Source organism: Streptomyces sp. NBC_01317, from assembly GCF_035961655.1.
Classification (GTDB): Bacteria; Actinomycetota; Actinomycetes; order Streptomycetales; family Streptomycetaceae; genus Streptomyces.
Genome location: NZ_CP108393.1, coordinates 2,155,304 through 2,168,494, shown reverse-complemented (window position 1 = coordinate 2,168,494; position 13,191 = coordinate 2,155,304). Strand labels below are relative to the sequence as shown.

10 protein-coding genes and 1 pseudogene are annotated in these 13,191 nt (G+C 71.4%); 8 read left to right on the top strand and 3 right to left on the bottom strand.

Annotated features, from left to right (window positions below; all coding sequences use genetic code 11):
* The first annotated feature begins 144 nt into the window (after positions 1–144).
* Both OG349_RS09025 and OG349_RS09020 read left to right on the top strand, forming a co-directional pair.
* Complete coding sequence (locus tag OG349_RS09025) at positions 145–1,698, top strand: RNA polymerase sigma factor (RefSeq protein WP_327234126.1); 1,554 nt, start codon at positions 145–147, stop codon at positions 1,696–1,698.
* Between the two features lie 156 nt (positions 1,699–1,854).
* Positions 1,855–2,721 carry a serine protease gene (locus tag OG349_RS09020; RefSeq protein WP_327234125.1) on the top strand — a complete coding sequence of 289 codons (867 nt, stop codon included), beginning with the start codon at positions 1,855–1,857 and terminating at the stop codon, positions 2,719–2,721.
* 206 nt (positions 2,722–2,927) lie between these two features.
* Here OG349_RS09020 and OG349_RS09015 read toward each other — a convergent pair whose 3' ends face one another.
* Complete coding sequence (locus OG349_RS09015; protein WP_167025966.1) at positions 2,928–3,158, bottom strand: DUF7455 domain-containing protein; 231 nt, start codon at positions 3,156–3,158, stop codon at positions 2,928–2,930.
* Positions 3,159–3,615: 457 nt separating this feature from the next.
* Between OG349_RS09015 and OG349_RS09010 the strand changes: the two genes are divergently transcribed.
* The 6 genes and pseudogenes from OG349_RS09010 (at position 3,616) to OG349_RS08985 (ending at position 10,487) form a co-directional block, all read left to right on the top strand.
* Positions 3,616–5,742, top strand: coding sequence for a DNA gyrase/topoisomerase IV subunit B (locus tag OG349_RS09010; protein ID WP_327234124.1), 2,127 nt, complete (start codon positions 3,616–3,618; stop codon positions 5,740–5,742).
* Between the two features lie 148 nt (positions 5,743–5,890).
* The gene (locus OG349_RS09005; protein WP_327234123.1) at positions 5,891–6,400 is read left to right on the top strand and encodes a DUF1453 domain-containing protein; all 510 of its coding nucleotides are present in this window, start codon (positions 5,891–5,893) and stop codon (positions 6,398–6,400) included.
* Positions 6,400–7,575 (top strand): annotated as a pseudogene (locus OG349_RS09000) (sensor histidine kinase). Before OG349_RS09005 ends, OG349_RS09000 begins: the two are co-directional and overlap by 1 nt.
* A complete protein-coding gene (locus tag OG349_RS08995; RefSeq protein WP_327234122.1) occupies positions 7,572–8,285 on the top strand; it encodes a response regulator transcription factor in 714 nt (237 codons plus the stop codon). Before OG349_RS09000 ends, OG349_RS08995 begins: the two are co-directional and overlap by 4 nt.
* 97 nt (positions 8,286–8,382) lie before the next feature.
* Positions 8,383–8,880, top strand: a complete 498-nt coding sequence (locus OG349_RS08990) for a DUF485 domain-containing protein (RefSeq protein ID WP_327234121.1) — start codon at positions 8,383–8,385, stop codon at positions 8,878–8,880.
* Positions 8,877–10,487 carry a solute symporter family protein gene (locus OG349_RS08985; RefSeq protein ID WP_327234120.1) on the top strand — a complete coding sequence of 537 codons (1,611 nt, stop codon included), beginning with the start codon at positions 8,877–8,879 and terminating at the stop codon, positions 10,485–10,487. Before OG349_RS08990 ends, OG349_RS08985 begins: the two co-directional genes overlap by 4 nt.
* 51 nt (positions 10,488–10,538) lie before the next feature.
* On the opposite strand, the gene OG349_RS08980 is transcribed toward OG349_RS08985, so the two are convergent.
* Together OG349_RS08980 and OG349_RS08975 are read right to left on the bottom strand one after the other, a co-directional pair.
* The gene (locus OG349_RS08980) at positions 10,539–11,213 is read right to left on the bottom strand and encodes a DUF7342 family protein (protein ID WP_327234119.1); all 675 of its coding nucleotides are present in this window, start codon (positions 11,211–11,213) and stop codon (positions 10,539–10,541) included.
* Complete coding sequence (locus OG349_RS08975; RefSeq protein WP_327234118.1) at positions 11,210–12,877, bottom strand: sensor histidine kinase; 1,668 nt, start codon at positions 12,875–12,877, stop codon at positions 11,210–11,212. The genes OG349_RS08980 and OG349_RS08975 overlap by 4 nt, the downstream gene beginning before the upstream one ends.
* Between the last annotated feature and the right edge of the window lie 314 nt (positions 12,878–13,191).

Here is a 13,191-nt window from a genome sequence, read left to right as displayed (position 1 = left end):
GAATACGACCGCCGCGCATGGCGCTGTATTCACCTCTGAGGTCCTAGCCCGCGCCGTCGGCGACATCCCCAGCCGCCGGTCGTCGGCTCCGGCCCGATCCTGGGCGGGGCCGGAAGCCGTTTCCATCGTTCCGAGAGGTTGTTCGTGTCGGCCAGCACATCCCGTACGCTCCCGCCGGAGATCGCCGAGTCCGAGTCTGTGATGGCGCTCATCGAGCGGGGAAAGGCTGATGGGCAGATCGCCGGCGATGACGTGCGTCGGGCCTTCGACGCTGACCAGATTCCGCCAACCCAGTGGAAGAACGTTCTGCGCAGCCTCAACCAGATCCTCGAGGAAGAGGGTGTGACGCTGATGGTCAGTGCCGCGGAGTCGCCGAAGCGCGCCCGCAAGAGCGTCGCTGCGAAGAGCCCGGTCAAGCGCACCGCCACCACGAAGGCCGTCGCCGCCAAGACGACCACGACGAAGACCGTCGCGGCCGCCACCGCCACCCCGTCGGCCGAGTCCGTGGACGCGGGCGCCGACGACGTCACGGCCGCCCCCGCGAAGAAGGCGGCGGCGAAGAAGACCGTGGCCAAGAAGGCGACTGCCAAGAAGGCCGCCGTGAAGAAGACGGCTGCCAAGAAGACCAGTGCCAAGAAGGACGCCGACGACGCCGACGGCGAGGAGTCGGCCGAAGAGGTCCAGGCCGGCAAGGGCGAGGAGGAGGAGACCGAGGGCGAGAACAAGGGCTTCGTCCTCTCCGACGACGACGAGGACGACGCGCCCGCCCAGCAGGTCGCCGTCGCCGGTGCCACCGCCGACCCGGTCAAGGACTACCTCAAGCAGATCGGCAAGGTCCCGCTCCTCAACGCCGAGCAGGAGGTCGAACTCGCCAAGCGCATCGAGGCCGGTCTCTTCGCCGAGGACAAGCTGGCCAACGCGGACAAGCTCGCCCCCAAGCTCAAGCGCGAGCTGGAGATCATCGCCGAGGACGGGCGCCGCGCCAAGAACCACCTCCTGGAGGCCAACCTCCGCCTGGTGGTCTCGCTGGCCAAGCGCTACACCGGCCGCGGCATGCTCTTCCTGGACCTGATCCAGGAGGGCAACCTGGGTCTGATCCGCGCGGTCGAGAAGTTCGACTACACCAAGGGCTACAAGTTCTCCACGTACGCCACCTGGTGGATCCGCCAGGCGATCACCCGCGCCATGGCCGACCAGGCCCGCACCATCCGTATCCCGGTGCACATGGTCGAGGTCATCAACAAGCTCGCGCGCGTGCAGCGCCAGATGCTCCAGGACCTGGGCCGCGAGCCCACCCCGGAGGAGCTGGCCAAGGAACTCGACATGACCCCCGAGAAGGTCATCGAGGTCCAGAAGTACGGCCGTGAGCCGATCTCCCTGCACACCCCGCTGGGCGAGGACGGCGACAGCGAGTTCGGAGACCTCATCGAGGACTCCGAGGCGGTCGTACCGGCCGACGCCGTGAGCTTCACGCTCCTCCAGGAGCAGTTGCACTCGGTGCTCGACACCCTCTCCGAGCGGGAGGCCGGCGTGGTGTCCATGCGCTTCGGTCTCACCGACGGGCAGCCCAAGACACTCGACGAGATCGGCAAGGTCTACGGCGTGACGCGCGAGCGCATCCGCCAGATCGAGTCCAAGACCATGTCGAAGCTGCGCCACCCGTCGCGTTCGCAGGTCCTGCGCGACTACCTCGACTAGCTCGACCAGAGGGCAACCGCACAGGTGTACGAAGGCCCGGCCCCGCGGAGACATGCGCTCCGCGAGGCCGGGCCTTCGCGCGGTCCGGGGGTGCGAGACTCGGCCGGTGGGATGACTCTGGGTGTACCAGAGTCCACCGGAGAGTCAGGAGCCTGTATGCGTCGTCCTCTTGCCCGAGCGCTGACCGGAGGACTGGCCGTGATCGCGGTGGGGGCCGTGCTGCCGCTCGCCTCGCCCGTGCCCGCCGCCGCGGACCGTGTGGTCATCGGCGGCCAGGCGGTACGGATCACCGACAGTCCGTGGGTCGTGGCCCTGTCCAGCCGTGCCCGCTTCGGCGGAACGCGGGCGGGCCAGTTCTGCGGAGGCGTGGTGGTGGCGCCGACAAAAGTCCTGACCGCCGCCCACTGCATGAGCCGGTCCGTCCTGGGTGCCGCGCCCGAGGCCGTACGGGATCTGCGGGTCATCGCGGGACGGGAGCGGCTGCCGGGGGCGGACGGCCAGGAGATCGCCGTACGGTCGGTCCTCGTCGACCCCGCGTACGACCCGGCCACCAACGCGTCGGACCTCGCCGTCATGACGCTGGCGGACGCGCTGCCCGCCTCGTACGTGATCCGCCCCGCGGAACCGGGCGACGAGGCGGCCGCCCCCGGCACCCCGGCGGCCGTCTACGGCTGGGGTGACACCACGGGGGAGGGGCGCTATGCGTACGGGCTCCGCTCCGCGCCCGTGACGGTCCTCCCGGACGCGACGTGCGAGCGGGCCTACCCGGGAGGCTCAGGCGGCCGCTACGAGCCCTCCACGATGCTCTGTGCGGGCGATACGGCCGGCGGGCACGACGCGTGCCAGGGAGACAGCGGCGGGCCGCTGGTGGCCCGTGGGCGGCTGGTCGGCCTGGTGTCGTGGGGCAGCGGCTGCGGGCGCGGGGAGAGTCCCGGGGTCTACACCCGGGTCACGACGGCGCTCCAGCCGGTCGCGGAGGCCCTGCAGGCCGACCTACAGGCCGACACCGGGAAGCGGCGCTGACGGTCTCGGGACGGCGCCGACCGGGCCGGACGGCGCCGACCGGGCCAGGAGACCGCACGCGGGCAGCGCAAACGGCGCCGGCGGCTCCGCCGGCGCCCCGCGTGCTCCCCGCCCTGACGAGAACGGGCGGCCTCCCCTGCTGTGCAGGAGCGGTCGCCCGTCGGTCGGTCCAGGACCGGCCCTTGGCTCGTCGTGGATGCGAGGTGTCAGTGTTCCTCTTCACCGGGGACGGCAGGGACGGCCGTCAGCCGGTCGGTCTCATCCTGTATTTCCGCGGCGATCTTCTTGAGTTCCGGCTCGAACTTACGTCCGTGGTGGGCGCAGAAGAGCAGTTCACCACCGCTGGACAGGACAACGCGCAGATAGGCCTGGGCGCCGCACCGGTCGCAGCGGTCAGCCGCGGTCAGCGGGCTCGCGGGGGTCAGAACAGTAGTCACGTCGCCTCTTCTCTAGCTCGACGAGCTGTCGTACCAGGGTCAACATCCAACCAGGCCGAAAACGTTCCCGCTCGCGGCTTTTCCTCGAAACTTCTTCTCGTGGTGGTCGGGTGTTGGCGGATGGCGGCGAATGAGCCGTATTGCTCGCTGGGCTTCGCACTACGGGGTTCGCGTTGCTTGACGTTGCTTGTCACAGGTGGGGGAGCCCTCCCGGCCGGCTTGCCGGTTGTTGATGAGGACGTGCCCGGAGCCTAAATGGTTCATGCCTGGAAGGGAACGTGATGTGTGCTTCACTCCATCGAGGGATCGAACACCTATGCGACCTTGGACTAGCATGAGAATTCGCGAGGGTGGCGTGACAACGGCTCTACCAGGCCTCTGTACCCTCTGACCGGTGACAGACGCCGGGCCTTTACCCCACTTGGGCCCATCTCAAATTCAGCGAGGAGCGAACCGCGTGACCGCCGATACGTCCGTGCCGTCCAGTGCGCTGCTGACCGCAGACCGTGACGGTTCCAACTACACCGCGCGGCACCTGCTCGTCCTTGAGGGGCTCGAAGCGGTCCGCAAGCGACCCGGGATGTACATCGGGTCGACCGACAGCCGGGGGCTGATGCACTGCCTCTGGGAGATCATCGACAACTCGGTGGACGAGGCCCTGGGGGGCTACTGCGACCACATCGACGTGACCCTCCACGAGGACGGCTCCGTCGAGGTCAAGGACAACGGCCGGGGCATCCCGGTCGACGTCGAGCCCAAGACCGGCCTCTCCGGCATCGAGGTCGTCATGACCAAGCTGCACGCGGGCGGGAAGTTCGGCGGCGGCTCGTACGCCGCCTCCGGCGGTCTGCACGGCGTCGGGGCCTCCGTGGTCAACGCCCTCTCCGCCCGGCTCGACGTCGAGGTGGACCGCAACGGCGCCACCCACGGCATCAGCTTCCGGCGCGGGGTCCCCGGCATCTTCACCGAGCAGGGCCCCGACGCGCCCTTCGACCCGGCGAACGGCCTCCTCAAGGGCAAGCGCGTCCCCAGGACCCGTACCGGCACCCGGGTGAGGTACTGGGCCGACCGGCAGATCTTCCTCAAGGACGCCAAGCTCTCCCTGGAGCACCTGCACCAGCGCGCCCGCCAGACCGCCTTCCTCGTCCCCGGCCTCACCATCGTCGTCAGGGACGAGCGCGCGGCCGGCGAGAGCGAGGGCGGCGGCACGGTCGAGGAGACGTTCCGTTTCGACGGCGGCATCAGCGAGTTCTGCGAGTACCTGGCGCAGGACAAGGCCGTCTGCGACGTGCTGCGGCTGACCGGCTCCGGCACGTTCAAGGAGACCGTGCCCGTCCTGGACGACCGCGGCCACATGACACCCACCGAGGTCACCCGAGAGCTGGGCGTCGACGTCGCCCTGCGCTGGGGCACGGGGTACGACTCCACGATCCGTTCGTACGTGAACATCATCGCCACCCCCAAGGGCGGCACCCACGTCAGCGGCTTCGAGCGGTCCCTGACCAGGACGGTCAACGAGGTGCTGCGCTCGGCCAAGATGCTGCGCGTCGCCGAGGACGACATCGTCAAGGACGACGCCCTGGAGGGCCTCACCGCCGTCGTGACCGTACGGCTCGCGGAGCCGCAGTTCGAGGGCCAGACCAAGGAGATCCTCGGTACGTCCGCGGCCAACCGGATCGTCGCGAACGTCATCGCCAAGGAGCTCAAGGAGTTCCTGACCTCCACGAAGCGCGACGCCAAGGCGCAGGCACGGGCCGTCCTGGAGAAGGCCGTCGCCGCCGCCCGTACGCGGATCGCGGCGCGCCAGCACAAGGAGGCGCAGCGCAGGAAGACGGCGCTGGAGTCCTCCTCGCTCCCCGCCAAGCTGGCCGACTGCCGCAGCGACGACGTGGACCGCAGCGAGCTGTTCATCGTGGAGGGGGACTCCGCGCTCGGTACGGCGAAGCTCGCCAGGAACAGTGAGTTCCAGGCGCTGCTGCCCATCCGGGGCAAGATCCTCAACGTCCAGAAGTCGTCGGTCTCGGACATGCTCAAGAACGCCGAGTGCGGGGCGATCATCCAGGTCATAGGGGCGGGCTCGGGCCGGACCTTCGACATCGACGCCGCCCGCTACGGCAAGATCGTGCTCCTGGTCGACGCCGACGTCGACGGCGCGCACATCCGCTGCCTGTTGCTGACGCTCTTCCAGCGGTACATGCGGCCGATGGTGGAGGCGGGCCGGGTCTTCGCCGCCGTGCCGCCGCTGCACCGGATCGAGTTGGTCCAGCCCAAGAAGGGCCAGGACAAGTACGTGTACACGTACTCGGACAACGAGCTGCGCGAGACGATGGCCCAGTTCCAGCGCAAGAACGTGCGCTTCAAGGACGCCATCCAGCGGTACAAGGGCCTCGGCGAGATGGACGCCGACCAGCTGGCCGAGACCACGATGGACCCCCGCCACCGCACGCTGCGGCGGATCAACATCGGGGACCTCGAATCGTCCGAGCAGGTCTTCGACCTGCTGATGGGCAACGAGGTCGCCCCCCGCAAGGAGTTCATCACCAGCTCGGCGGCGACGCTGGACCGCTCCCGCATCGACGCCTGAGACGCCGGAACGGACCCCGGGACCGGTGGTCTCCACCCACGGGTGGAGACCACCGGTCCCCCTTCGTTCCACCCCTGCGGCGATGTTCCGGAGCGCGCGCTTCCGTAGCGTCGGCGGTGTCGCACCACTTCGCCGCGGGAGGCCCCTCATGTCCACGTTCGTCGACGTCCTGGTCGCGGCGGCGGTCGTCGCCCTGATCGTCGCGCGCCGGACGAGGCCCCAGCGGATCACCGGTGACGGGCGCCGCTGGCTCGTCCTCCCCGTGGTCCTCGTTGTCATCGCCCTGCGCCGGTCGGGCCTCGTCGACGCGCACCACCAGGCCCTGTCCGGGCTGCTGCTCGGCACGGAACTCGTGGTGGGCCTGCTGATGGGCGCCGGCTGGGCCGCCACCAGCACGATCTGGGCCGAGCCCGACGGCTCGCTCTGGTCCAGGGGGACCAGGGCCACCGCCGCCGTCTGGGTCGCCGGGATCGCGGTACGGCTCGGACTGGCCGGCGTCGGCGCCCTGTACGGCATCCACCAGGGCACCGGAGCGCTGCTCCTCGCCCTCGCCGCCTCCGTTCTCGTCCGCAGGGGCATGCTGGTGGTGCGGTCCGGTGCCCTGAGGCCGTCGTACGGAGACGGCGCGCCGGCCGTGTCGGGGAAGGACCGTGTGTGATCACATCCCAGGCCTGGACCGTCTGGCCCTCCCGGGAGGCACTGACCGGGCAGGGCCGGACGGATTCCAGGCGCCGTATCGCCCACGTGTTCCGGCTGCTCGTCCTCGGCGGCCTGTTCTGGTCGACGTTCGCCCGTGACGAGGTCTCCGGCTGGGGCGCCGTCGCGGCCACCGCGGGACTCCTCGCCGTCGCCGGCTGCGTCTGGGCGTTCCACCGCAGCACCCTGAGGCACGAGCTGTGGCCGTCGCTCGGGCTGCTGGTGCCGCTGATGGGCGCGGCGGCCGGCGCCCACTAGGCCGGGTTCGACGTCCCGGCCGTCGTGCTGTGGTGCGTCTGCGCGGTCAGTGCCCTGGAGCGGCTGCCGTTCGCGGCCGGACTGCCGGTCGGCCTGGTCGCGCTCGGCGCCTTCGCGGCGGTCGACCACGACGCGTGGCTCACCACGCTCCTGACCGCCGCCGGCCTGCTGCTGGCCGGATACGTCCTGCGGCTGGACGCCGAGGCGCGCGGGACCGCGCAACGGCTGCTGACGCAGGAACGGGCGGCCCGCGTCGCCGAGGCGGAGTCCGCCGCGCTCGCGGAGCGGGCCAGGATCGCCCGGGACATCCATGACGTCCTGGCGCACAGCCTCTCCGCGCAGCTCGTGCACCTGGAGGCGGCGCGGCTGCGGATCGAGCAGGAACCGCACGGTCCGTTCCGCGACCAGATCCTCGAACGGGTGGTCGGCGCGCGTTCCATGGCCCGTGAGGGACTGGCCGAGACGCGCCAGGCGCTCTCCGCGCTGCGCGGCGAGATGGCCCCCCTCGGGGAGTACCTGCGGGAGCTGGCCGCGACGGACGGCGCCGAGGTCCGGATCGCCGGAGCCCCCAGGGCGCTGAGCGCCGAGGCCTCGCAGACGGTACGCCGCGTGGTCCAGGAGGCGCTGACCAACGCGCGCAAGCACGCCGCGGGCGCGCGGGTCCGGATCCGCCTCACGTACGGGACGGACGACGTGGCCCTGGAGGTACGGGACTCGGGCGGGACGGGCAAGGGCCCGGCCGGGCTCGGCACGTCCGGCTCCGGGTACGGTCTGCTGGGGATGCGCGAGCGGGCCGAACTGCTCGGCGGCACGCTGGAGGCCGGATCCGAGGGCCCCGGCGGGGAAGGATTCAGCGTGCGGCTGCGAGTACTGGCGTGACGGACCGGGCCGCGCGTACCGGCGTGACCGGCCGGGCACCGGCGCGGGTGATCGTCGCCGACGACCAGTCCGTGGTCCGCGAGGGCATCGTGATGCTGCTCGGGCTGCTGCCCGGCATCGAGGTCGACGGGGCCGCGCGGGACGGCGAGGAGGCGGTCGCCCTCGTCGCGGAACTCGCCCCCGACGTGGTGCTGATGGATCTGCAGATGCCGCGCTGCGACGGCGTGGAGGCCACCCGCCGCATCCGTACGGACCATCCGGGCACCCAGGTCGTGGTGCTCACGACCTACGCCGACGACGACTCGCTCTTCGCGGCGCTGCGGGCGGGCGCCCGGGGTTATCTCACCAAGGACGCGCAGGGCGAGGAGATCGTCCGGGCCGTCGAGGACGTCCTGGCGGGACAGGCCGGGCTGGCGCCCGCCGTCCAGCGCCGGCTGCTGGAGCGGGTCACGGCGCCGCCCGGCGCGCCGGCGCCCGACGCGCTGCCCGACGGGCTCACCACCCGGGAGGCCGAGGTACTGACCCTGGTCGCCGAGGGGCTCTCCAACAAGGAGATCGCGGGGCGGCTGCACATCGGCGCGGCCACCGTGAAGACCCACATCAACAACCTCTTCGCCAAGACCGGGGTACGGGACCGGGCGCAGGCGGTGCGCTACGCGTACCAGCGCGGACTCATCCCACCCCCGCAGCAGGGGACCACTGTCACCTGATGGAGTGAAGTCGGGGGAGTGAAGAGTCCGGGATCCCCCCACTCTGTCCATCCTTGGGGCGCGGCCGAAACGGTTCGCTGACAAGGAGAGTTGACCGGTGGAGAAGCAGGAAGGGCGTGACGCCGCAGCGGTGCGGCTCGACGACCCGTGGTACGACGCACTGGCCGACGGCTGGGGTGACCTGGACGGTACGGGCCTCCCCGCGGACCCCGCCGGCCCGGCCGCCCCCGCCGTACCGGACGGACCGCCGGCTCCCGGGCACGGCCACAGCGCCGCCGACATCTACGGGGAGGTGCAGCGCGGCCCCGCCTTCCAGGAGGTGCGCCGCCGCTACCGCAGGTTTGTCGTCCCCGCCTCGGTCGCCTTCTTCGTCTGGTACTTCGCGTACGTCGTGGCGGCGACCGCGGCGCCGGAGTTCATGGCCAGGCCGGTGGCGGGCGCGGTGAACGTGGCGATGGTGGCGGGGCTCGGCCAGTTCCTCTCCACCTTCCTGCTGACCTGGGCGTACGCGCGTCACGCCCGGCTGCACCGGGACCGGGCGGCTCTCGAACTGCGGTGGGAGACCCAGGAGATGACGCGGGGGACGGAACGGTGAGCGGCGACCACCAGACCCTGGCGCTGGTGCTGTTCAGCGCGTTTGTCGCGGTCACCCTGGGCATCACCACGTGGGTGAGCCGCGACCGCCGTGGTTCGGCGGAGGAGTTCTACGCGGGCGGCCGGCTGTTCTCGCCCATGGAGAACGGGTTCGCCATCGCGGGCGACTACATGTCCGCCGCCTCCTTCCTCGGGATCTCGGGGGTGATCGCCCTCTTCGGGTACGACGGCCTGCTCTACTCCGTCGGATTCCTCGTCGCCTGGCTGGTGGTGCTCTTCCTCGTCGCCGAACTCGTCCGCAACTGCGGGCGGTTCACCCTCGCCGACGTGATCGCCGCGCGGATGGGCGAGCGCCCGGTGCGGATCGCCGCCGGTACGTCCTCGGTCACCGTCTCCGTGCTCTACCTGGTGGCGCAGATGGTCGGCGCGGGCAGTCTGGTGGCGCTGCTGCTGGGCGGGACGAGCGGGGCGGCGCGCGCCTGGACCGTGATCGGGGTGGGCGCGCTGATGGTCGTGTACGTGTCGCTGGGCGGGATGCGGGCGACGACCTGGATCCAGATCGTCAAGGCCGTGCTGCTGATGGCGGGCGCGATCGCGCTGACCGTGCTGGTGCTCGTCCGCTTCCACGGAAACGTCAACGCGCTGCTGAACAGCGCCGTCGCGCACAGCGGCCACGGCAGGGAATTCCTGTCGCCGGGGCTCAAGTACGGCGGGGACTGGATCGCGCGCTTCGACTTCATCAGCCTCGGACTCGCCCTGGTCCTCGGCACGGCGGGGCTGCCGCACATCCTGTCCCGCTTCTACACCGTGCCCACCGCCCGCGCGGCCCGCCGCTCGGTCGTGTGGTCCATCGGGCTCATCGGCGGCTTCTACCTGATGACGATCGTGCTGGGCTTCGGCGCGGCGGCGCTGGTCGGCTCGGACGCCGTACGGGCCTCGAACGCGGCGGGGAACACCGCCGTACCGCTGCTCGCCCTGGACCTGGGCGGCGGGGCGGGATCGACCGGCGGAACGGTGCTGTTCGCGGTGGTCGCGGCGGTCGCCTTCGCCACGATCCTCGCCGTCGTCGCGGGCATCACGCTCGCCTCGTCGGCGTCCGTCGCGCACGACCTGTACGCGTCGCTGCGGCGTAAACAGGCCGAAGAAGTCAATCAAGCCAAGCAGCGGAGCGAGGTCGCGGTGGCGCGGGTGGCGGCGGCGGGCATCGGGGCGGTGGCGATCGGGCTGAGCCTGCTGGCGCAGAACCTGAACGTCGCGTTCCTGGTGGGGCTGGCTTTCGCGGTCGCCGCCTCGGCGAATCTCCCCGTCCTGCTCTACTCGCTGTTCTGGCGGAACTTCACCACCCGGGGTGCGGTCTGGTCGGTGTACGGGGGACTGATTCCGGCCGTTCTGCTCGTGGTGCTCTCGCCGGTCGTCTCGGGCAGCCCCGAGGCGATCCTCCCCGGGGTCGACTTCCACGTCTTCCCGCTCCAGAACCCGGGTGTGGTCTCGATCCCGCTGGGCTTCCTGGCCGGCTGGATCGGTACGGTCACCTCGTCGGAACCGCCGGACGCGGCGAAACACGCCGAGACGGAGGTGCGGTCGCTGACGGGGGCGGGGGCGGTGTGAGCGGTGGGTGTACGGGGCGTGCGCCTCGGACGCGAAGCTGCCCGGCCGGTCTCAGCCGTGCGGCCACGCGTACCGGTGTTCCGGGCGGCCCGTCTCGCCGTACCGCAGCGTCAGCCGTACCCGCCCCGCCCGTTCCAGCAGCTTGAGGTAGCGCTGCGCGGTCTGCCGGCTCATGCCCGCCCGCGCCGCGATCTCCTGGGCGGAGAGAGGGCCCCCGGCGCCGAGGAGCACCTGGCGGACGACCTCCGCGGTGGTGGGGGAGTGGCCCTTGGGGAGGGTGGGGACCGCGGAGGCGGACAGGGCCCCGAACATCCGGTCCACCTCGGACTGTTCGGCCTCCCCGCCGCTCTCCAGCGCGCGCCGCAGCGCCGCGTACGCCTCCAGCTTGGCCCGCAGGCCCGCGAAGGTGAACGGTTTGACCAGGTACTGGACCGCGCCGTGCCGCATCGCCGCCTGGACGGTGGCCATGTCGCGGGCCGCCGTCACCATGATCACGTCGGTCTCGCGGCCCAGCCGCCGCAGCTCCCGTACGACCGTCAGCCCGTTCTCGTCGGGCAGGCCGTGGTCGAGCAGGACGAGGTCGACGGGGCGCTCGGAGAGCCGCGCGAGCGCCTCGGCGGCGGAGTGGGCCCGGGCCACGACCCGGAAGCCCGCCACCTTCGCCACGTACGCGGTGTTGATCTCCACGATCCGGATGTCGTCGTCCACGACCAGTACGTCGATCACTCTTCCCCCGCTGTCCCACGCTCTGTCGCCCGCTCGTCCGGCGTCAGTGCCTCCGGGAGGACGACGGTGAACTCCGCGCCGCCGTCCGCCGACTCACCCACCCGTACGCCGCCACCCTGCCGTTCCGCGAGTCTGCGCACCAGCGCCAGACCCAGGCCGCGCCTGCCGTGGGACGGCAGCGCCTTCGTCGACCAGCCTTCGGAGAAGACCAGTTCGCGCTGATGGCCCGGGACCCCCGGGCCGCTGTCGGAGACACACAGCACGACCGTACGGCCTTCGGCGCGCAACTCCACCTCGATGCGCGCCTCCCCGGAGCCCGCCGCGGCGTCCAGCGCGTTGTCGGCCAGATTGCCGAGGACCGTGACGAGGCCCTGCGGGTCCACCAGCCGGTCCGGCAGGAAGGTCTCCGGGGACAGCCGCAGCGAGACACCGCGCTCCGCGGCGACCGTCGCCTTGCCGACCAGCAGGGCGGCCGCCAGCGGATCGTGGACACGCTCGGTGACCTGCTCGGCGGTCACCCGGTGCACCCCGACCACCTCGGTCACGAACTCGGCCGCCTCGTCGTGCATCTCCAGCTCCAGCAGCCCGAGCAGGGTGTGCATCCGGTTGGCGTGCTCGTGGTCCTGGGCGCGCAGGGCGTCGATCAGCCCCCGGGTCGCGTCCAGTTCCCGGCTCAGCTGCTCCACCTCCGTACGGTCACGCAGGGTGGCGACGGCGCCGCCGTCGTCCGTCGGCATCCGGTTGGCGACCAGGACGCGGCTGCCCCGTACGGTCAGCAGATCCTCGCCCCGCACCCGCCCCGACAGGACGTCGGTGGTGCGTCCCTCGCCCAGCGCCTCCTCCAGCGGCCGGCCCGTCGCCTCGGGGCCGACGCCCAGGAGCCGCTGCGCCTCGTCGTTCATCAGCCGGATCCGGCCGGTGGGGTCCAGTGCGACCACCCCTTCGCGCAGGCCGTGCAGCATGGCCTCGCGTTCGGCGAGCAGGGCCGCGATGTCGGAGAAGGCCAGGTCATGGGTCTGGCGCTGGAGACGCCTGGCGATCAGGTACGCGGCCAGCGCGCCGGCCGCCAGGGCTCCGCCCGCGTAGGCGAGCAGCCCCGGTATCGCGGCGAGGAGCCGGTCGCGGACGCTGTCGTACGCGATGCCGACCGATACGGCTCCGACGATGTCCCCGGCGTCGTCGCGCAGCGGGACCTTGCCCCGCGCCGAGCGGCCCAGGGTGCCGCTGTCGATCTCCATGACGTGCTCGCCGGCGAGCGCCTTGCCCGGGTCGGTGGAGACGACCCGGCCGATCTGGCGGGTGTCGGTGTGCGACCAGCGGACCCCGCGCCTGTCCATGATCACGACGTACTCGGCGCCGGTGGCCTTCCGTATCCGTTCCGCCTCGGCCTGCACGGGACCGCCGCTCGACGGGCGCGAGCCCAGGAGCGCGTCGGCGACCCGGGCGGAGGCGGTGGTCTCGGCGATCGCGAGGGCCCGGCGCATCGCCTGGTCGTCCAACTGCGCGCTGAGGGGGGCCACGAAGAGACCGGTGGCGAGCACGGTCACCCCGGCGGCGATGGCGAGTTGCATCAGCAGTACCTGGGAGAAGACCCGGCGTGGCCGGCCGAACCGCCGTCGTCGCTCCGACGGCGCCAACCCCAGGGTGATCGGTCCGGCGCTCATGTGTACGAACGGTAGAGGGCCAGGCGGCCTTTCCGAAATTTCCACATTCACGCAAAAAACTTGCAAGGTTTGCAGATCACTTACGTTTCCCTGTTCGGGGGCCGGATCCCGGGTGTTGGCCTGCCCCGGGCACCAACTCGGGAGGCGGGCCGAGGGATTTGGTTCTGCCGGAGATGTGGACGGACTCGCATTTCTCTGCAACTCTCTGACCGCAAAACGCAAAAGACTCCGCTGATCAGTGCAGAAACGCTTGCCGATGAGGCAGGCAGCCAGAGCCGCGCCCTCGCCGCCCCCGCGCCGAGGCCGAAGATCGG

Bases quoted from the DNA above. Each gene is read 5' to 3' on its own strand.
- OG349_RS09020 (WP_327234125.1), top strand. From the start codon at position 1,855: ATGCGTCGTCCTCTTGCCCGAGCGCTGACCGGAGGACTGGCCGTGATC.
- OG349_RS09005 (WP_327234123.1), top strand. From the start codon at position 5,891: ATGTCCACGTTCGTCGACGTCCTGGTCGCGGCGGCGGTCGTCGCCCTG.
- OG349_RS08975 (WP_327234118.1), bottom strand. From the start codon at position 12,877: ATGAGCGCCGGACCGATCACCCTGGGGTTGGCGCCGTCGGAGCGACGA.